The following is a 19,555-nucleotide window of genomic DNA, read 5'->3' on the forward strand; positions in this document are numbered from 1 at the left end:
CCCGAACGGCTTTGGGAGGAGTTGTTCTTGGACCTACTAATCAATGTCGGCCTACCGCTGTCGCTGGCCATTATCATGCTGTCTTTGGGCGTCGGGCTTGAGGTCGCCGACTTTCGCCGGGTCATGACCCGAGGCTACCCCTTTGCCATCGGTGCCGTCAGTCAGGTGGTGTTGATCCCGCTGGCCGCGTTTGTCACCGTCAAACTGTTCGCCCTGCCACCCGAGATTGCCGTGGGGGTCATGCTGCTCAGCTTCTGCCCCGGCGGGGTGACCAGCAACATCCTGACGAAATTCGCCAAAGGCGATGTAGCGCTGTCGGTCAGCCTGACGGCGGTGATCAGCCTGTTGTCTATCGTCACTGTCCCCATTCTGGCTGCATGGTCCATCGACTATTTCATGGCAGAGTCGGCGCCAGAGGTTTCAATCGCAGCGCTGGCAACTGCGCTGTTTCTGATAACGACGCTTCCAGTCGCAATCGGTGTCAGCCTAAGGCATTTTGCAAAGCGGTTCGCCACCCGGATCGACGCCCCTCTCTCGACGCTCGCATCGGTCCTGTTTGTTCTGATCGTCTTGGCCGCGCTGGCCGGAAACTGGCAGTTCTTCATCGCAAACCTCAGTTCAATTGGCGTTGCGCTTGTCGCGTTGAACATCGCCCTTTTGCTGGTTGGCCTTGGGTTGGCACGCGCCGCAAATCTGACATGGGCCGAGGCCAAGACCATCTCGATCGATACGGGTATCCAGAACTCGGCAATGGGCATTACCCTTGCAGCGCTGATCACCAGCACAACCACCGGATTTAGCCCTCTGGCCGTGCCCGCCGGCGTCTATGGTATCACAATGTATGTGGTCGCCGCGCCCTTTATCCTCTGGTTCCGCAGCCGCTGAAAGGACAACCCATGACCAACAACACAGCAGACGCAATTGTGGTCGGCGGCGGGCTTGCCGGTCTGGCTGCGGCGGCAGAGTTGGGTGATCGTGGCAAGCGAGTGATCATCGTGGATCAGGAGCCCGAGCATTTCCTCGGCGGGCAAGCGTTCTGGAGCCTTGGTGGTCTGTTCATGGTCGACACCCCGGAACAGCGGCGCATGGGCATCCGCGACAGCCACGATCTGGCCTTGCGCGACTGGATGGGTAGCGCGCAGTTTGACCGGGATGAGGACGCCTGGCCCCGCAAATGGGCGCAAGCCTATGTCGAGTTTGCCGCCGGCGAGATGCGCCCATGGTTGCATGAGATGGGCCTGCGCTGGTTCCCGGTCGTGGGCTGGGCCGAACGCGGCGGGTCTTATGCGGACGGTCATGGCAACTCGGTCCCGCGCTTTCACATCACATGGGGCACTGGGCCGGGTGTGCTGGAACATTTCATTCGGCGGGTCAAAGAACACGTCAGCGCCGGGCTGATCCAGATGAAATTCCGCCATCAGGTCAGCCACATCATCATGCAGAACGGCTGCGCCAAAGGCGTTTCCGGAGAGATTCTGGCCGATGACACAGCCCAGCGCGGCGGCAAGACCAACCGTGATGAGGTTGGCGAGTTCGAGGTCTATGCGCCCTCGGTCATCGTCACCTCCGGTGGGATCGGCGGTAATTTCGAGATAGTGCGCAAGAACTGGCCGCGGGATAGGCTGGGTGAGCCGCCCAAGGATATGGTCGCGGGCGTGCCGTTCCACGTGGATGGCCGGATGATCCCGATCACCGAAAAGGCGGGCGGTCATGTGATCAACGGCGATCGGATGTGGCACTATACCGAAGGCGTGCGCAACTGGGATCCAATCTGGCCCGCCCATGGCATTCGCATCCTGCCCGGGCCAAGCTCGATGTGGTTCGATGCACGCGGCAATCGGCTGCAACCGCCCTGTTTGCCGGGTTTCGACACGCTGGGGACGCTCAAAGAAATCCTGAAAACCGGCTATGACTACAGCTGGTTCGTTCTGACGCAGAAGGTCATCAAGAAGGAATTCGCCCTGTCGGGGTCTGAACAGAACCCCGATTTCACCTCGGGCAGTTGGATAGAGGTCATCCGTCAGCGTATTCTATCAGGTTCGAAAGCCACGGCCCCGGTCGAGGCGTTCAAGGAAAAAGGCGAGGATTTCGTCGTTGCCCGCACCCTGACCGAACTGGTCACCGGAATGAACCAGCTGGGTGGAGGCCTGATCGACGAAACACATCTGCGCGCCCAGATCGAGGCGCGGGATTCGCAGGTCGATAATCCGTTCTCGAAAGATGCGCAGATGATGGCGATTTTGGCCGCGCGGAACTATCGCGGCGACCGGCTGATCCGCACAGCCAAGCCGCACAGGTTCCTCGATCCGTCAAACGGCCCGCTGATCGCGGTCAAGCTGCATGTGCTGACCCGCAAGACGCTGGGCGGGCTGCAGACCAACCTCGATAGCCAGATGATCGGTGCCGACGGTCAGGTTGTCCCCGGCTTGTTCGCGGCCGGAGAGGTCGCGGGCTTCGGCGGTGGCGGCTACCACGGATACAACGCGCTGGAGGGCACGTTCCTGGGGGGCTGTATCTTCTCGGGCCGCAATGCGGGGCGGTCGCGGGCCGTAGCCTGATTAAGGCGTGCGGATGAATTTCAGAACAGGCTCACCCGCGGCATCCAGCAGCACCAGACTGTCGCCCGCCACCGCATAGGCGGTTACGCCCTGCAAGGCGGCGAAGAACTGATCCTCGACCTCTTCCAGCGCGGGCGGACAGGCCATCAAGGTGGCCGCCATGTTGTCCGGGAACTCAAGGCCATCACCCGACAGCTCAACCTGTCCCATGAAGCGGTTGCAGCCTCCGAATCCGCTGAAGGACCCGCCTTGGGCAAACGACAGCGTTGGTGGGCGTTCGGCATTGACGACTGCGCCATCGATACCAATCGCTGTCCAGTTGGTGTCTTCCAGCGTGGCCGCACCCTGCCCGCTGACCTGCACCAGCACAAGATCGGTGGAATCCCCGGCCCCGTTGGTCAGAACCGGATGAACGGTGTCGGTGGTAAACAGCAGTTGGTTCCCGCGCAGGATTGAGGCGCGGACCGCATAGGTCATGCCATCGCGGATCAGCGCGTCATCAAAGCTCAGTTCGAATTCGGCCGGTACCCCGGTCAACGCATAACGCTGCGCCGCCAGAGTCACCGCAGGCACATCGGCCAGCGAGATATCCTGAAGCTCGACATACAGCGTCGCATCCTCTGGCACCGCGATCCGTTCGCGATAGGTCGCGGTTCCGGTGACCGATCCGGCATGGCTCTGGCTGCCCAGAAGGGCCAGCACGACGGCTCCGGCCACGATGGCTTGTCCGAGTTTGGGAAACGGCATGATCCCATCCTTTCGCATTCATCTTGCAGCAAACGTTTGTGCACCGGTCGCGGTTTACAAGACCCGGACCCTTACGTTCGGCGATTCCGCGCTGGTTGCTAGAGCGGCCAAATGAACGGGATCAGCAACGAGGCCAGCAGACCCACCGTCAGATTCAGCGGCACACCGACCTTGAGAAAATCGGTAAATCGGTAGCCACCCGGGCCATACACCATCATGTTTGTCTGATAGCCGATGGGCGTCGCGAACGAGGCCGAGGCCGCGACCATCACCGCCACCACCAGCGGGCGCGGATCGATCCCCACCGCCTGCGCCAGCGAAATCGCGATGGGTGTGACAACCACAGCGACCGCGTTGTTCGATACCAGTTCAGTCAGGACCGAAGTCAGCAGATACACCGCCCAGATGATCAGGAAAGGCGGCAGCATGCCCAGCGCGGGGGCTACCGCCTCGACAATCAGTGACACCGCCCCGGATTTGTCCAGCGCCGCGCCGATGGCCAGCATCGCAAAGATCAGCGCCAGCAGGCGACCCTCGACGAACGAGAACGCCTCATCCGCATCGATGCATCGGGTCAGCAGGACCACGGCAACGGCGATAATCGACAACAGCAGGATCGGCGCGACACCGAGCCCGGCCAGCGCTACAATCCCGACCAGCGCCCCAATGGCGATCGGGGCATGGCTGCGCCGGAACGCCCGTGCCGAGGGCTGGGTGACGTCAACCATATCCATATCGGCGGCCAGCTTCTGAATATCGGCGGGCGAACCTTCCAGCAGCAGCGTATCCCCCACGCGTACCGTCAGATCATCCAGTTGACGCCCGATATTCTGGTTGCGCCGATGCACCGCCAGCACATAAACGCCATACCGACGACGCAGACGCATGGCGCCCAAGGTGCGCCCGACCATCCGGCATCCGGGTGTAATCAGCACCTCAACCGTCTTGGTTTCAACCGCCGAGACCTGATCGACCCGCTTGAGTTCCTTGTTCGTTTGCAGGCTCAAAAGCTCTGTCATCTCTGTCCGCAACACGACCCGATCACCCAACTGCAGCTCAACACCTTTGAGGTTGCGCCGCAGCGACTCGTCGCCCCGAACCACGTCGATCAGCCGCACACCGGGACGTTTGAACAGCTGAACGCCAGTGACCTCACGCCCGATCAGGTTGCTTTCCGGGGGGATCACCGCCTCGGTGAAGAACTTCATCTTGGACCGATCGCTGAGCATCTCGGCCATGCTGTCACGGTCAGGCAGAAGGCGAGGCGCGATGAAGCGCAGATAGACCATGCCGTAGAGCACGACCGCGATCCCCAGCGGAGTTACTTCGAAAATGGTAAACGCTGTCATGCCCTGCGCGCGCGCCACACCATCAACCAGCAGGTTGGTCGACGTTCCGATCAGCGTCAGCGTACCCCCCAGAATCGCGGCATAACTCAGCGGGATCAACAGCTTCGAGGCAGGAACGTCCAGCGTCCGCGCGATCTGGATGAAGACCGGGATCATCACCACCACCACCGGCGTGTTCGACACCACCGCCGAGGCGACAACAACGAAGCCCATCAATAGGGCTATGGCGATGCGTGGATTGACCTGTGCCTGTTTCTGCGCGACCGAGGTGAATGCATCCAGCGCGCCCGTTCGCACCAAGGCCCCCATGATGATGAACATGGCCGCAATCGTCCACGGGGCCGGGTTCGACAGCACCGCGAGCGCGCTTTGGTAGGGCAGAATGCCGGTGGCCAGCATCAGCGCGGCGCCGCCAATGGCGACGACCTCGGTCGGGTAGACCTCGCGCAGAAACATGATGAACATGCCCGCGACAATCATCAGCGCCAGTACCGCGCTGCCCGTTTCTGTCAGTTGAAGGAGTTGCATTCTTGGTATTCTGTCCGAACCCTGACCTGGCTTGCGCGCCCGACGCTCAGTGTCTCGCATTGCGCGCGGCAGGGCAAGCCTGACATGGGTTTTAGAGACCTGCCTGCTGCAACCGCCCGCCCACGCGGACCATCTGCACAGATTTTGCGCGCCCGTCCCGGTCGTCGGTCTCGACAAACACACCGCTCAGCGTGGCCTCACCATTGGCAGGCGTGAACCGCGCCTTGGGCATTCCGGTGATAAAGCGGCGCATCGGCTCTTGTTTATCCATGCCGATGACCGAGTCATAATCTCCGCACATCCCAGCATCGGTCAGATAGGCCGTGCCGCCGGGCAGGATTTGGGCATCCGCCGTGGGCACGTGCGTATGCGTGCCCACCACAAGGCTGGCGCGTCCGTCGCAATAATGGCCCATCGCCATCTTCTCGGACGTCGCCTCGCAATGCATATCGACGATGATCGCGTCCGCCTGTCCGCCGCGCGGATGCGATTTCAGGATCGGTTCAACGCCCGAGAACGGGTCATCGAAGGGCCGCTTCATGAACACCTGCCCCAGCACCTGCACCACCAGAACCTTGCGCCCGCCCGGAGCCGTGAACAACCGATGCCCCCGCCCCGGCGCGCCCTTGGCGAAATTCACAGGGCGCACGATGCGTGGTTCTTTCTCGATGAATTGCAGCATGTCTTTCTGGTCGAACGCATGATCGCCCAACGTGACGCAATCCGCCCCCGCATCCAGCAACAGCTTGGCGTGATCCCCGGTCAGCCCCATCCCGTTCGAGGCATTCTCACCATTGACCACAACGAAATCCAGCCGCCATTCGTCGCGCAGACGTGGCAAATGCTGCTGTATGGCCGCGCGCCCCGCGCGCCCCATGACGTCACCCAGGAAAAGTATTTTCATATCAGCGGTCCTAGAGACTGTCGGCAGCAAAAACAATACAGCATGAGCGCGCGCCCGTTTGCCGTCGCAGATAGGGGATCAGAAGCTCAGCACGCGGCTTTCGGTGATCACCATATCCAGCGGTTGATCGGTGGGCTCCAAAGGCAGGCCTTCGTCCTCTTGCGCATCAAAAGCAAAGCCGATGGCCAGCGTCGGGCGTTTGGCGCGCAGACCTTCCAATGTACGGTCGTAGAACCCCCCTCCATAGCCCAGTCGCCCGCCTTGTGCATCGAACGCCACCAACGGCACGATAAGGATTTCCGGATCGAAATAGTCATCAACCTCGGGGACCTTTGCACCGAAAGGGCCATCCTTCAGCGCGCCCTCGGGCGTCCAGCGCGAAAAGCGCAGCGGTTGGCCCGCAGCCTGAATCACCGGCACGCCGACCGGGCCATAGGCTGCGGCCTCGGCCATCGCGGGCAGCGGGTCGATCTCGGTGCGGATGGGCATGTAGCCCGAGATCGGGACGCCGCGGTACCCGGCCAGAACCTCGGACAAGCGCCCCGCCGCGCCCGGTGGCCGCGCGTCAAAGGCTGCTTTGCGGCGGGCAAAGGCTGCTTTACGCGCGGCAGCTTTGATTTCAGTCAGATCGGTCGTTTCGGTCACAGTAGCACCACGCTGGCCAGTCCCAGAAAGATGAAGAAACCCATGACATCCGTTGTTGTGGTCACAAAGGTCCCCGACGCCAGCGCCGGGTCAACGCCCAGACGGTCCAGCACCACAGGTACTACCGTACCTGCAAAGCCTGCGATGATCATGTTCACGACCAAGGCCGACCCGATCACGACACCCAGCAGGGGCGAGTCGAACCACATCATCCCCACCGTGCCCAGCACGATAGCGAAGCATAAGCCGTTGAGCATCCCGACCAGTAATTCTCGCCGGATCACACGCCCCACATTCGAGCCCGTCAGGTCACGCGTCGCCAAGGCGCGCACCGCAACCGTCAGCGACTGCGTGCCCGCGTTGCCGCCCATCGAGGCCACGATCGGCATCAGGATCGCCAGTGCAACAAGTTGATCAATTGCCGCTTCGAACTGCGAAATCACCAGCGACCCGCAGATCGCTGTAACGAGATTGACCGCCAGCCACGGCAGCCGCCGTCTGCTGGTCGCCGCCACACTGTCCGAGATCGAGCTTTCGTCGGAGACGCCCGCAAGGCGCAGCATGTCCTCTTCATATTCTTCGTCCAGCACGACCATCGCATCGTCAATGGTGATCACCCCGACCAAGCGCCCATCCCCATCCACCACAGGGGCCGAGATCAGGTGGTATTGGTTGAACGCATAGGCCACATCCTCTTCATCCTGATCGACGGGGATGCTGTGCAACTCCTCATCCGCGATCTCATGCAAAGGAACCTCGCGCCGCGCCGCCATCAGCTTGCCCAGCGTGACCTGCGCCACGGGTTTCAGACGCGGGTCGACCAGAATGACGTAATAGAACTGCTCGGGCAGGTCGTCATTGGCCCGCATGAAATCGATGGCCTGCCCCACGGTCCAATGCTCGGGCGCCATGACGACCTCGCGCTGCATCAGACGACCTGCCGAGTTTTCGGGGTAGGACAGCGCCTGTTCCGCCGCGATGCGTTCGGAATCTTCCAGCGCGTCCAGGATGGTCTCCTGTTGCGGCTCTTCGAGGTCTTCCAGCAGGTCGACGACATCGTCGCTTTCCATGTCCCGGACGGCCTCGGCCAGAACATCTGGGTTCAGAACGCCGATGACCTCTTCCCGAACGGACTCATCCAGTTCCGACAGGATATCCCCGTCAAATTCCTTGTCGTACAGTCGGATCAGTCGGGCGCGGTCATAAGGGTTGATCTGCTCCAGAAGGTCAGCGATGTCGGCGGCATGCAGCGGCTCCATCAGCTCGATCAGCTTGTCGCGATCCTCAACATCCACCGCATAGAGAATCGCCGCGACATTGCGCCGGTCCAGCGCATAGGCGTCCTCGTCCCGGGGCTGATCGTTTCCGGCTTCGTCAATGCCTGTGTTCATGCTCTGCCCCTTACTCCGCGCGATTGCTTCTAGATAGAAGAAGCAGCTACCGGAAAACAATGACAATGCTTGGATTTACCCACAAGTTTCGCCCCCCTATGCTGCGGAACGGTCCCAAACAGGCGGAGAATACGGCAAATGGCGCAAAAGACGCTTTTGAAAGGGCGCGTACTGAGCTTTGATAGCTCGCCATTCGAAGGCGAGCCGACCGAGGCGGCAACGGTGCATGAGGCACTCGTGATCGAGGACGGACGCATTGTCGCGCTTGGCACAGCTTCCGATCTGGCGCACACGCACCCCCAGGCTGAGGTGCAAGACTATGGTAGCCATTTGATCATGGCCGGCTTTGTTGATCCGCATGTGCATTATCCACAGACGGCGATGATCGCCAGTTGGGGCAAACGGCTGATCGACTGGCTGAACAGCTACACCTTTCCCGAAGAGATGAAGTTCGGAGATCCCGTATATGCGTCGGAGATTGCCAACCGCTATCTCGATCTGACCGCCGCCCATGGCACCACCACCATGTGCAGCTTTTGTACAATCCATCCCGAGAGCGTGGATGCGTTTTTCTCGGCCGCTCAGGCGCGGGGCCAGAGGGTGGTTGCGGGCAAGACCTGCATGGACCGCAACGCGCCCGAGGGCCTGCGGGACACGGCGCAGACAGCTTACGACCAATCGCAGGCCTTGCTGGAGAAATGGCACGGGGTCGATCGGCTGTCTTACGCCATCACCCCCCGGTTTTCGCCCACATCAACGCTCGAACAACTTGAGGCGATGGGTGCGCTGTGGGGTGAGTATCCGCATTGCCTGATGCAAACTCATCTGTGCGAACAAACCGATGAGATCGAATGGGTCCGGTCGCTTTTCCCCGACGCGCGGGACTATCTGGATACGTATGAGCAGTTTGGTTTGCTGCGCAAAAACGGGCTTTATGGCCATGTCATCCATCTTGAACCGCGCGAACGGGATCGGCTGCGCGAGATGGAGGCGGCGCTGATCCATTGCCCGACTTCGAACACCTTTATCGGCTCGGGCCTGTTCGACATGGAAGGCCTGATGCGCGATGGACATCGCGTGGGGCTGGCGACGGATACAGGCGGCGGATCGAGTTTTTCAATGCTGCGGACCATGGCGGCGGCGTATGAGATCGGGCAGTTGCGCGGCACGCCGCTGCATCCGGCCCAGCTGCTGTGGCTGGGAACCGTCGGATCTGCTCGGACACTGCATATGGACGATCAAATCGGCAATGTCGCGACGGGCATGGAGGCGGATCTGGTGGTGCTCGACCTTGCTTCGACTCCTGCGATTGCCCAGCGCGAAGCCCGTGCGAACGCACTGTGGGAAGCGGTTTTTCCCACGATCATGATGGGTGATGATCGGGCTGTGGCGGATGTCTGGATCGGTGGCGCTCGGGTAGCTGAGTGAGGGGGATGCGCCTGCGGCGCATGCCTCCGGCGGGGATATTTTTGGCCAGATGAAGGGCGGACCCGCTACGCGGCAAGGGTGCGCGCGAGGCCCTTCTGGGTTTCGATCACTTTGGGCAGGTCGATTGTGGTGATCTGTCCATCGCGGACAATTTGGCGGCCTTCGACGAAAAGGTGTTTGACACGGGTCGGGCCAGCCAGCAGCAAGGCTGCAGGGTCCCAGCTGCCTGCGGTTTCCACACCGCTTATGTCCCAGATCGCGATATCGGCGCGCTTGCCCGGCATCAGGCGCCCGCAATCGGGGCGGTTCAGCACATCCGCGCCGCCTCGTGTGGCGATTTCAAGCGCCTCGCGGGCGGACATGGCATCCGCCCCGTTCGCAACCCGCTGCAAAAGCATGGTTTGGCGCGCCTCAATCACAAAGTTGCCACTATCGTTGCTGGCGGAGCCGTCGACTCCCAGCCCGACAGGGACGCCCTGATCGCGCATGGCTCGGATCGGGGCGATGCCCGAACCGAGGCGGCAATTCGAGCAAGGACAATGGGCGACACCTGTTCCCGTGCGGGCGAACAGGTCGATTTCGGCCCCATTCAGCTTGACACAATGGGCGTGCCACACGTCTGTACCGGTCCAGCCCAGGTCTTCGGCATACTGACCGGGGCGGCAGCCGAAATTGGCCTGCGAATAAGCGATATCTTCTTCGTTTTCAGCAAGATGTGTATGCAGCATCACACCTTTGTCACGCGCCAAACTGGCCGTATCGCGCATCAGGTCGTGGCTGACCGAGAAAGGAGAACAGGGTGCCAGCCCAACGCGGCACATGGACCCGTCCCGTGGATCGTGGAAGGCATCAATGACCCGGATCATGTCCTCCAGAATTGCGGCTTCGGTCTCGACCAGCGCATCAGGTGGCAAGCCGCCATTGCTTTCACCGATGCTCATCGCGCCGCGTGTCGGGTGGAAACGCAAGCCCAGCTCGGCAGCGGCGTGGATCGTGTCTTCCAGCCGCGCCCCATTGGGGTAGAGGTAGAGGTGATCGGCGCTGAGCGTGCAGCCTGACAAAGCAAGCTCTGCCAGACCGATCTGGGCAGAAACAAACATCTCATCCGGGCCGAAACGTGACCAGATGGGATAGAGAGTTTGCAGCCAACCGAACAGCAGCGCATCCTGCCCGCCGGGCACCGCGCGAGTGAGGGTCTGATAAAGGTGATGGTGCGCGTTGACCAGGCCGGGTGTTATCACACATCCGGCAGCGTCGTGAATCTCTCCGCGCGTGGCCAGGTGTTGGCCGATTTGAGTAATCTTGCCGTCGCGGATCAGCAGGTCGGCGCCGACAAGTTCTTGTCGCGCATCGTCCATTGTCACGATCAGATCGGCATTTCGGATCAGGTATTCGGTCATCTTGCACTCCCGCATCAGCCCGTCTCATGCGTGGAAGTGCGGGGCTGGTGGAAAACGGGCGCAAGAACCAGCCGAGCCCGAGTTTACGAGCACGCGTGCCGTGCGGCAACCCGTTTCAATACTGGTGCAGGATATCCAGCGCTGCAGCGTGGAGTTCGGGTGTCGCGGCTGCCAGCGCGCGCCCCCCGTCGTGAGCAGGGTTTCCCGACCAGTCGGTGACGACGCCTCCGGCGGCTTCAATCACCGCGATCGGGGCCTGGATGTCGTAGGCATTCAAGCCAGCCTCAATCACCAGATCGATCTGCCCGGCCGCGAGCAATGCATAGGCATAACAGTCCATACCGTAGCGCGTCAGTTTCGCCTGCGACGCAACCGCGTGAAAGCCAGCCCCCTCGGCCTTGGTGCCGACTTCGGGAAAGGTCGTGAAAACAATCGCCTGATCCAGACTGCGCGTCGCGCGTGTTGCAAGTTTCGTCTGTCCTAACGGGCCTTTGACGAATGCCTGCCCGAAGCCGCCCACGAAACGTTCACCGATATAGGGTTGGTCAATCACCCCCATTATCGGGCCTGCCTCGGTGCTCAACGCGATCAGCACACCCCATGTAGGTGTCCCGCTGATGAACCCGCGTGTCCCATCGATCGGGTCCAGAACCCAGACACGCCCTGACGTGCCATCGCTTTGCCCGAACTCTTCGCCCAAAATGCCATCGTCCGGGCGGTGTTTTGACAAGACAGCGCGCATCGCCTGTTCCGCGGCGCGATCCGCTACGGTGACCGGATCAAACCCATCCGCGAGCTTGTTGTCAGTTTCCAGATCGGTCTGGCGGAAAAACGGGAGTATGGCCGCCCGCGCCGCGTCGGCCATTTCTTCGGCAATTTCAAGATCACTCAGCGGGGCGTTTTGCATGGCCCACCCGTGCGGTCAGCGCCCCGAGAAGTCAAGTCGATAGTCTCAGGCCACGTCGCTGAGAACGCGGGCCAATTCGAACAAGCGACGGCGCTGGTTTTCCGGAATGGCGTAGTATGAGCGCACAAGATCGAGCGCTTCTTTGTCGCCCATCAGATCTGCGGGAACCGATTTCTTGTCGGCGTCCGATTTCTGCGACTCTTCCAGACCTTCAAAAAAGAAACTGACCGGAACATCCAACGCCTCGGCGATGTCCCAAAGGCGAGACGCGCTGATCCGGTTGGCACCTGTTTCGTATTTCTGGATTTGCTGAAACTTGATACCAACTTGCTGCGCCAACTGCTGTTGGGTCATGCCAATCAGCCAGCGGCGATGCCGGACGCGTTTGCCCACATGGACATCGACGTGATGGGTCATTGGTAGTCTCCTTTACACAAACACCTGTCCGGGAAACGCGACAGCAGCCATGACCGCTAGACTAGCGGCTCGCTGCTTAAGAACTCCCTAATTCGGATCGTGCCCCCCGAACAGCACCATAAGGTAATATTGCCGCAATGGAATTTTTTTTCAAGCGGGTTGAATCGGCGAATGCACATAGTGGTTTGTGGTTGTGTCGCGACTTTGAGATCACTGTGTTTCCAGAGGCGAAACAGTGGCGACTGCAACTCAACGGCTTGTCTGATTGGAATTGACAAAGCGTTCGCACCCCCCGCCTATTACCGCCGAAACCCGGAGATTATCGATGCTGGCATACCAAATCGCAACCAAAGGAAGCCCCGCAGAACTGCGCGAGGTGGCCTTGCCTGCGCTCTCTGACGGGCAGATCCGCGTATCGATCCACGCGTGCGGACTGAACTTCGCGGACCTGTTGATGCTGAAAGGCACCTATCAGGACACACCCGATGCGCCGTTTACGTTAGGCATGGAAATCGCTGGGATTGTTACCGAGATCGGAAACAATGTGCAGGATTTGCGGCCCGGAGATCGCGTGGCTGTCTATTCCGGTCAGGGCGGGCTTGCCGAATCAGGAGTGTTTGATGCCGCGCGCGCCGTTCCGCTGCCCGACACCATGAGTTTCGAAGATGCCGCTGCGATCCAGATCGCCTATGGCACAAGCCATATTGCCTTGGAGCATCGGGCGCATTTGAAATCGGGCGAGACGCTGTTGGTGACGGGGGCAGCCGGCGGGGTTGGGTTGACCGCGGTCGAGGTTGGCAAGCTGATGGGCGCGACGATCATCGCGCAGGCACGCGGCGCAGACAAGTTGCGCATCGCCCAGCAAGCCGGTGCAGATCATCTGATCGACGCAAGTGAGGACCTGCGTGCCCGCGTGTTGGAGCTTGGCGGCGCCGATGTCGTTTATGACGCGATTGGCGGAGACGTTTTCAAAGCGGCTTTTCGCGCGACAAATCCCGAAGGCCGGCTGCTGCCGATCGGGTTCGCAGGTGGCGATGTTCCGCAGATTCCGGCCAACCATCTTCTGGTCAAGAACCTCAGCGTGATCGGTGTCTATATCGGAGGGTATCTGCGCTTTCGCCCCGAAATCGTCCGCAATAGTTTCGACACCTTGTTTCGTTGGCATGCCACCGGGAAGATCAAGCCGCATATCAGCCACGTCCTGCCCCTGCGCGAGGTCGAACAGGGGCTCGAGCTGTTGCGGACGCGTCAATCCACCGGCAAGGTCGTGATTCAGATCAACTGACTGCCTTAAGTGGCTGCGCGCCGTTGCGCGAGAAGTTCTGGCGCAGCAGATTGGCAAGTTCGGCCACATATTCTTCGCGGACGCGCTCGGCCCCGTAGAGGTTGATGAACTGGACCGGCAAATCCGGCAGCGTACCGCCATGGTCGATCAATTCCTGATGGTGGGGCTCGGTGCCCTCCAACAGAACCCCGACGGCAAGATCCGCGCTGACCGTGGCCTCAACCGTGCGATCCGAATCGCTGTCGATGCTCATATCCCAATCGATACCGGCCTGGTCCAGCGCCGCGGTGGCAACCGGGCGGAAGATACAATTCCGGCAGAACCCAAGGCGCAAGGGCTTTTGCCGCCACGCCGATCCATTCAGCGCCCCGACCCAGCGCAGAGGCATCTGGTGCAGAGTTTCACTGCCTTCACCCCTGCCCGATTCTGTGGTCAGAATCAGATCGAACGCCCCGCGCGCGAACTCGTCCTTCAAATCCCGCGTGTTGGATGTGACCAGGTTGACGCTGACTCTGGGGAAACTGGCGTTGAAGCGTTGCAGCACCCTTGGAATGAACGGATGTACGACGTCATGCGGCACACCAAGGGCGACCTCGCCTTCAAAGGCCTGATCCGTCAAACGTCCAATCACCTCGTCATTCAGGGCGACCATGCGCCTCGCATAGGCCAGCAATTGTTCACCAGAAGCCGTCAGGGCAATGGTGCGGCCAGACCGATCCAGCAGTTCAAGACCCAGCAGATCTTCCAACCTCTTAAGCTGCATTGAGACGGCAGATTGCGTCAGATGCAGGAATCCCGCGGCTCGTGTCACGCCACCATGATCAGCGACAGCCACGAAAGAGCGCAAGGTGGTCATATCCAAATTTCGCATCTTCACGATTCCTTATGAGACAGTTCATAAACATTCATTTTCAAAATATGTCAGTGTTCTCCATATAGATCAAGGAAATTGATTGAAATGCGATGTTTCATCATCCAAGCATGAAAGGGTAACAATCATGACCTATATAGTTGTTTCAGCACCCCGTCGCGCCGCACCGAAGGCGCTGCGCGCGCGGTTGTACAAATTGCTCAGCCTGTCGCGGCAGCGCCGTGCGCTGGCACAGTTGGATGAGCACGCCTTGGACGATATCGGCATCACCCGCGCTGAGGCGGATGCAGAAGCCAAACGCCCGCTCTGGGATGCGCCCGACAACTGGCACAAGCAGCTGTATTAACTGAGGAATGTTGCGTTTTTGCTGGCAATTCAGGCCTTACCGCCAAATTTGCTGACAGTTTTGCTGAGTTTTAAGCGCAAAACCCTTGAAACAGAGCGCGCACTCTCCGATATTTGCTGGGAAACGCGCCTGCAATCGCAGGATGAGAACAGAACAGCAGAGGGAGACCCCTATGGCACAATATGAGACGATCCGGACAGCAGCCGGCGCGCGCGCTGCCGAGATTGACGAGGGCCTGCGCGCCCATATGAACAAAGTCTACGGCACGATGTCCGTAGGTATGCTTATTACAGCGCTCGCCGCTTGGGCGATTGCGGGACTGGCAATGACCAGCGATCCCAGCAATGCTGTCGCGCAGATTGGTGCCGATCGTTATCTGACCAGCTTGGGTGGCGCGCTGTTCCTGTCGCCGCTGAAATGGGTGATCATGTTCGCACCGCTGGCCTTCATCCTGTTTGGCTGGGGATCTCTGATGCGCCGCGGCTCTGCAGCGGCCGTTCAACTGGGCTTTTTTGTCTTCGCGGCCGTGATGGGCGTGTCGATGAGCTCGATCTTCATGCTGTTTACGCCCTATTCGATCACGCAGACCTTCTTGGTGACTGCGATTGCCTTCGCTGGGCTGAGCCTCTATGGCTACACCACGAAGCGCAACCTGAGCGGCATGGGTACCTTCATGATGATGGGTTTGATCGGCTTGCTGGTCGCAATGGTCGTGAACCTGTTCCTGCAGTCGGGCGTGATGATGATGGCAATCTCGGCCATCGGTATCCTGATTTTCGCTGGACTGACGGCTTTCTACACTCAGGACATCAAGAACACCTATGTGGCTCATGCGGCGCATGGCGATCAGGAGTGGTTGGATAAAGCCGCGTTCGACGGCGCGCTGAGCCTGTATATCTCGTTCCTGAACATGTTCCAGTTCCTGCTGATGTTCATGGGACAACAGGAATAGAGGCTGATCAAGGTCAGACCAAACGTTCAGGGCCGGTCTTACAGACCGGCCCTTTCTTTTATTGCAGGCGGCTTGCTGATTGATCGCAGCGCATAAAAAAACCCGCCAAACCGGCGGGTTTTCAGCTTTTTGTCAGATCGTGGTTCTATTAACTGCAGTTCAGAGGAACCGCAAAACCAGAGCTACGCTCGGATGAGCCTTTGCGGAAAACATCACCCGCTGGCAGGCAGCCTGTAAAGCGTTCGGTTTGTTCACCGAAGGCTGCGCCGATCGAGTTATCAACTTTCGTGCTGTTATTCTCAGTACGCAGGACGCCGAACAATTGTCCGTTCACGCTTACGGTACTGAGGAAAAGGTTGGTGTCGCTTCCGGAAAGCTGCACAGCGTTGGCATCCGAACGCCCACCATTGTCGATGGCAACACCTGCTACCTTCTGCGGCTCAACCTTGTCGGACGAAACCTGGACTGTGGGAAGCACGGCCAACTCGGCCGGGATGTTGGTTGCGGGTGGCACGAACGCAACGGCGCCTTTGACGTCCGATACGGTGCGCGGCTCTCCATCGATGCCTGTGAACCCGACACCTTCGCGGTTGAACGGATCTTCGCAGGCCGAAAGGCTTAGGACAGCAAGGGCGGGCAACAGGATTTTTTTCATGGCGGTCAACATTTTGGAAAGGGTTGCTAAAGCCTAGTGGCACCGCACGCCAAAAAGCAAGCCGCTGCGGATCAGAACACCCAAAGGGCTGATGCGCCCCTGCAACGCCCCTGCGCACACCCGGAACCAAAAAAGGACCCTGCAACGCAGAGTCCTTTTTCGAAAATTCGTGTCAGAGGGCAGATTACTTGATCTTGCCTTCTTTGTACTCGACATGCTTCCGAGCGACCGGATCGTATTTACGAATGGTCATTTTCTCGGTCATGGTGCGCGCGTTCTTCTTGGTCACGTAGAAGTGGCCCGTGCCCGCGGTCGAGTTCAGACGGATCTTGATTGTCGTCGGCTTCGCCATGGTTATCTCCTGCGTCCGAAAAGGCAGGGGCCTTTCGGTTGAATTCCTATGAGCGTGCGCTTTTACGCGCTGCACCGCCCATGTCAAGGCCAATAGCACCCCGAGGACGCGGGTTTCGCATCCCCGCTTTAGGATGGCAGGGTCGGAGCCCCCATATATGTGTGGATCTGATCCCGCTCGGCGTCCGAGAGCCCAAGTGCCGTTGCCAGTTGCAACAGATAAGACGCTTCTTGCCGGTTATCCAGCCGAATCGCTGCCAGTGACGTGGCATAGACCTGCGCCTTCAATGGTGCTCCGGCATCCGCAGCCAGCGCCATGACGTCCACCGGGGCTTCAATCTGTTCCAGCACGAAAGCACGTTCTTCGTCGCTGATATCGTCGCCCAACTCGCCCAAAATGGTCTGCTTTTCGTGCTCATCCAGTTCGCCGTCGGATTTGGCGGCTTGGATCATGGCGCGCAGCATCAATTTGGCCTGTGCCTCCATTGCGGCGCCAGCGGGCGTGCCACTAAACACGGTTTCCATCATGTCTGCAGTCTGCTGACCACTGGTTTTTGCAGCCCCTTGCATGGCGTTCAAGAGCCCTCCAAGGCCCGCCGCCCCTGCTTCCCCGCCACCAAGCCCCATCTTGCCGATCATGTCTTGAAGGCCAGCCGCGCCACCGGGCATGCCGAATTGTTCGGCCATCTTGCCCAGTTGCTCCATTCCAAAGCCCGCACCCGAGGCTTGCATCATGTTCTGCAAGCCCGCCATACCGCCCATATCTTTGTATTTCTCTAGCCCTTTTGCCGCCGCGAACCCAACTGCAACGGATGCCAATGCCTTCATAAAACTCATTGTCTTTCTCCCGCGGTCTCAAATCCCATGCACGCAACCTAGCATTTTGCGCGGGTCGAGAACACAGGGGGTGTGTATGGGCACCCCTGCGTGGTCATTGGTACGGGTGTCGTATCGCGCGGAGGGCCTGTAAGCCGGATCCTGTTCCGGGGTTGCCCCCTTCGATGACCATTCCTCTAGGCCGTGCATTGCTGCGCGGCTCGAGCTGCCAACCCGGTCCCTCTCGGCCAAGGCGAGCCTAGCGGCGGTATCGGCTTGCACCGACCGGCCCGCGCGGGGACCCTATTCGGCATTGCTCCTGGTGGGGCTTGCCGTGCCGCCGCTGTTACCAGCGGCGCGGTGGGCTCTTACCCCACCGTTTCACCCTTGCCACACGTATGTGGCGGTCTGATTTCTGTGGCGCTTTCCGTCGGGTTTCCCCGCCCGGGCGTTACCCGGCACCGTTGCCTTGTGGAGTCCGGACTTTCCTCTCGGGTCTTGCGACCCCAGCGGCCATCCGGCCCTCCGCGCGAGGGGTGGGGTATGCGGTGGATCAAGCGGCGTCAAGGGTGGAGAGCGGATTGAAGGGGCCAGCCCCTTCTTGGCCTGCGGCCAATTCATCCCCGGGATATTTTTAGCCAGATGAAGTTTGGATCAGGTTGGGGTGTGGGTTGGGCCCAGTACTTTGAGGTCATCGGGGTGTATCGGTCCGGTGGCCCAGGGGCGATAGCGCAGGCGAGTGGTGGTGAGGAGTGTGGCCTCATCCGTCGGGGCCGTGTAGCCCCGGGTTTCAGCGAGCATGCGGAGGCTTGTGTCTGTTGGGGCTTTGGCGCCGCGTGGGGCGGCGAGGTGCTGGCGTTCCAGTCGCTGCCAGTCGAACCGGGGGCCGGGGTCGAATTTGCGACCGGGGGCCATGTCGGAATGGCCGATCACGCCTTCGGCGGGGATGGCCCAGCGTTGCATGATCTGCCGCAGGAGCTGTTCGAGCACCCGCATTTGTGGGTCAGAGAACGGGTGGTCGCCGCGATTGTCGAGTTCGATGCCGATCGAGCGGGAGTTGATGTCGGTTTGCCCGTGCCACTCCCCTGCCCCGGCGTGCCAGGCGCGGCTTTCTTCGCGCACGAGTTGCCAGAGCGTGCCGTTGCCGCCGATGAGGTAATGGGCCGAGACTTCGGGGCCGGGGTCGCAGAGGCGGTCTAGGGCCGAACGGGCGTTCTCCATCGCGGTATAGTGGAGCACGATCAGCGAGGGTTTCAGCCCATCTCGGCGGGGGCCGAAATTGGGCGATGGGTGCCAGATCGGCGCGAGGTCAGTTGTTGACGGCACTGCGGAACGCGCTGGGATCCCAGCCGCAGGCGTAACCGTCGCCGTCCGGGTCCAGCCCTTTGCGGTCGCGTTGCGGGCCGCCATTTGACAGGAACTCGATCTGGGCCTGATCGGGAGAGGCGAATTGCGCGCAATTGCGTTCGGCTTTGGCCTGCAGGTTAAACCCGGCGCGGCTGTAAAGCTGGGTGCCGACGGGGTTTGAGGTGCTCAGCGCGTATTGCACGATGTTGGGCTGCCCGTCCGAGCCGCGCTGGGGCACGGCGGTGGGAGCGATGACCTCATAGGTTTGGCGGTTTTGTTCGATCCGGGCCGCGTCGTCATCGATGCTGCGGCGGTTCGAGACGGCCTCGAAATCCTGCTCGTCAGAGATGGCGGTGCTGTTGGTCGCCGTCAGCGGTGCCACGGGCGCTGCCTGCCCGGACGTGTTCGCCAATGCGATCGCCGTCTGGTTGGCAATATCCGACGCATCGCCCGTCGCCGTCCCCTCCGCCGTGAGCGGTTGTTCCGAGATCGCCTCGGGCGGCAGAAGCGGGTTGCCGGCCAAGCCCTGTCCTGCCAGTTCAGCCTCGCGCTGGGCCTGATATTCCGGCGTATTGAACCCGGTGCCCGAAACGGGCGCGACGGTGTCGCAGGCCACGACCAGCCCGAGGGCCGGGATCAGAAGCAAATTGCGCATGAG

The 19,555-nt window shown here is 60.6% G+C and carries 20 protein-coding genes and 1 other RNA gene; 6 read left to right on the forward strand and 15 right to left on the reverse strand.

Going from position 1 to position 19,555, the window contains the following annotated elements:
* Positions 1-27: 27 nt before the first annotated feature.
* On the forward strand, positions 28-885 hold the full coding sequence (locus ACR0KM_RS12480) for a bile acid:sodium symporter family protein (RefSeq protein ID WP_480859994.1): 858 nt from the start codon (positions 28-30) through the stop codon (positions 883-885).
* Between the two features lie 11 nt (positions 886-896).
* Positions 897-2,558 carry an FAD-binding dehydrogenase gene (locus ACR0KM_RS12485; protein WP_480859996.1) on the forward strand — a complete coding sequence of 554 codons (1,662 nt, stop codon included), beginning with the start codon at positions 897-899 and terminating at the stop codon, positions 2,556-2,558.
* Here the strand turns inward: ACR0KM_RS12485 and ACR0KM_RS12490 are convergent, their stop codons facing one another.
* The 5 genes from ACR0KM_RS12490 to mgtE all read right to left on the reverse strand — a co-directional run bounded on the left by ACR0KM_RS12490 (position 2,559) and on the right by mgtE (position 8,122).
* Positions 2,559-3,305, reverse strand: a complete 747-nt coding sequence (locus ACR0KM_RS12490) for a YbaY family lipoprotein (protein WP_480859998.1) — start codon at positions 3,303-3,305, stop codon at positions 2,559-2,561.
* A gap of 98 nt (positions 3,306-3,403) precedes the next feature.
* The gene (locus ACR0KM_RS12495) at positions 3,404-5,182 is read right to left on the reverse strand and encodes an SLC13 family permease (protein ID WP_480822841.1); all 1,779 of its coding nucleotides are present in this window, start codon (positions 5,180-5,182) and stop codon (positions 3,404-3,406) included.
* Between the two features lie 91 nt (positions 5,183-5,273).
* The gene (locus tag ACR0KM_RS12500; protein ID WP_480859999.1) at positions 5,274-6,086 is read right to left on the reverse strand and encodes a TIGR00282 family metallophosphoesterase; all 813 of its coding nucleotides are present in this window, start codon (positions 6,084-6,086) and stop codon (positions 5,274-5,276) included.
* 78 nt (positions 6,087-6,164) lie between these two features.
* A complete protein-coding gene (locus ACR0KM_RS12505; RefSeq protein ID WP_480860001.1) occupies positions 6,165-6,731 on the reverse strand; it encodes a 5-formyltetrahydrofolate cyclo-ligase in 567 nt (188 codons plus the stop codon).
* Positions 6,728-8,122 (reverse strand): magnesium transporter, encoded by a 1,395-nt coding sequence (mgtE, locus tag ACR0KM_RS12510; protein ID WP_480860003.1) that lies wholly within the window; start codon positions 8,120-8,122, stop codon positions 6,728-6,730. The genes ACR0KM_RS12505 and mgtE overlap by 4 nt, the downstream gene beginning before the upstream one ends.
* Positions 8,123-8,260: 138 nt before the next feature.
* Here mgtE and guaD point away from each other — a divergent pair, with 138 nt between their 5' ends.
* Positions 8,261-9,550, forward strand: coding sequence for a guanine deaminase (gene guaD / locus ACR0KM_RS12515; protein ID WP_480860005.1), 1,290 nt, complete (start codon positions 8,261-8,263; stop codon positions 9,548-9,550).
* 65 nt (positions 9,551-9,615) lie between these two features.
* Here the strand turns inward: guaD and ACR0KM_RS12520 are convergent, their stop codons facing one another.
* The 3 genes from ACR0KM_RS12520 to ACR0KM_RS12530 form a co-directional block, all read right to left on the reverse strand.
* On the reverse strand, positions 9,616-10,950 hold the full coding sequence (locus tag ACR0KM_RS12520; RefSeq protein ID WP_480860007.1) for an 8-oxoguanine deaminase: 1,335 nt from the start codon (positions 10,948-10,950) through the stop codon (positions 9,616-9,618).
* A gap of 115 nt (positions 10,951-11,065) precedes the next feature.
* A complete protein-coding gene (gene hisN / locus ACR0KM_RS12525; RefSeq protein WP_480860008.1) occupies positions 11,066-11,857 on the reverse strand; it encodes a histidinol-phosphatase in 792 nt (263 codons plus the stop codon).
* 45 nt (positions 11,858-11,902) lie between these two features.
* A complete protein-coding gene (locus tag ACR0KM_RS12530) occupies positions 11,903-12,274 on the reverse strand; it encodes a helix-turn-helix domain-containing protein (RefSeq protein WP_480822855.1) in 372 nt (123 codons plus the stop codon).
* Between the two features lie 325 nt (positions 12,275-12,599).
* On the opposite strand from ACR0KM_RS12530, the gene ACR0KM_RS12535 reads away from it, so the two are divergent.
* On the forward strand, positions 12,600-13,559 hold the full coding sequence (locus ACR0KM_RS12535) for an NADPH:quinone oxidoreductase family protein (RefSeq protein ID WP_480860010.1): 960 nt from the start codon (positions 12,600-12,602) through the stop codon (positions 13,557-13,559).
* On the opposite strand, the gene ACR0KM_RS12540 is transcribed toward ACR0KM_RS12535, so the two are convergent.
* Positions 13,552-14,430, reverse strand: coding sequence for a LysR family transcriptional regulator (locus ACR0KM_RS12540; protein WP_480822859.1), 879 nt, complete (start codon positions 14,428-14,430; stop codon positions 13,552-13,554). The genes ACR0KM_RS12535 and ACR0KM_RS12540 overlap by 8 nt on opposite strands.
* A gap of 127 nt (positions 14,431-14,557) precedes the next feature.
* Here ACR0KM_RS12540 and ACR0KM_RS12545 point away from each other — a divergent pair, with 127 nt between their 5' ends.
* Both ACR0KM_RS12545 and ACR0KM_RS12550 read left to right on the forward strand, forming a co-directional pair.
* Positions 14,558-14,776 carry a DUF1127 domain-containing protein gene (locus tag ACR0KM_RS12545; RefSeq protein WP_480822861.1) on the forward strand — a complete coding sequence of 73 codons (219 nt, stop codon included), beginning with the start codon at positions 14,558-14,560 and terminating at the stop codon, positions 14,774-14,776.
* Between the two features lie 172 nt (positions 14,777-14,948).
* The gene (locus ACR0KM_RS12550) at positions 14,949-15,728 is read left to right on the forward strand and encodes a Bax inhibitor-1/YccA family protein (RefSeq protein WP_480822863.1); all 780 of its coding nucleotides are present in this window, start codon (positions 14,949-14,951) and stop codon (positions 15,726-15,728) included.
* A 148-nt stretch (positions 15,729-15,876) separates the two neighbouring features.
* Here ACR0KM_RS12550 and ACR0KM_RS12555 read toward each other — a convergent pair whose 3' ends face one another.
* The 6 genes from ACR0KM_RS12555 to ACR0KM_RS12580 all read right to left on the reverse strand — a co-directional run bounded on the left by ACR0KM_RS12555 (position 15,877) and on the right by ACR0KM_RS12580 (position 19,552).
* The gene (locus ACR0KM_RS12555) at positions 15,877-16,383 is read right to left on the reverse strand and encodes a hypothetical protein (RefSeq protein WP_480822865.1); all 507 of its coding nucleotides are present in this window, start codon (positions 16,381-16,383) and stop codon (positions 15,877-15,879) included.
* A 184-nt stretch (positions 16,384-16,567) separates the two neighbouring features.
* Entirely contained in the window at positions 16,568-16,735 is a 168-nt protein-coding gene (gene rpmG, locus ACR0KM_RS12560) for a 50S ribosomal protein L33 (protein ID WP_010441901.1), read from the reverse strand.
* A gap of 128 nt (positions 16,736-16,863) precedes the next feature.
* Positions 16,864-17,571, reverse strand: a complete 708-nt coding sequence (locus ACR0KM_RS12565) for a DUF533 domain-containing protein (protein ID WP_480860013.1) — start codon at positions 17,569-17,571, stop codon at positions 16,864-16,866.
* A gap of 114 nt (positions 17,572-17,685) precedes the next feature.
* An RNA gene (rnpB, locus tag ACR0KM_RS12570) (RNase P RNA component class A) lies at positions 17,686-18,079 on the reverse strand.
* A gap of 125 nt (positions 18,080-18,204) precedes the next feature.
* A complete protein-coding gene (locus ACR0KM_RS12575) occupies positions 18,205-18,876 on the reverse strand; it encodes an N-acetylmuramoyl-L-alanine amidase (protein ID WP_480860015.1) in 672 nt (223 codons plus the stop codon).
* The gene (locus ACR0KM_RS12580) at positions 18,860-19,552 is read right to left on the reverse strand and encodes a hypothetical protein (RefSeq protein WP_480822871.1); all 693 of its coding nucleotides are present in this window, start codon (positions 19,550-19,552) and stop codon (positions 18,860-18,862) included. The genes ACR0KM_RS12575 and ACR0KM_RS12580 overlap by 17 nt, the downstream gene beginning before the upstream one ends.
* Between the last annotated feature and the right edge of the window lie 3 nt (positions 19,553-19,555).

Source organism: Ruegeria sp. G10, from assembly GCF_056533645.1.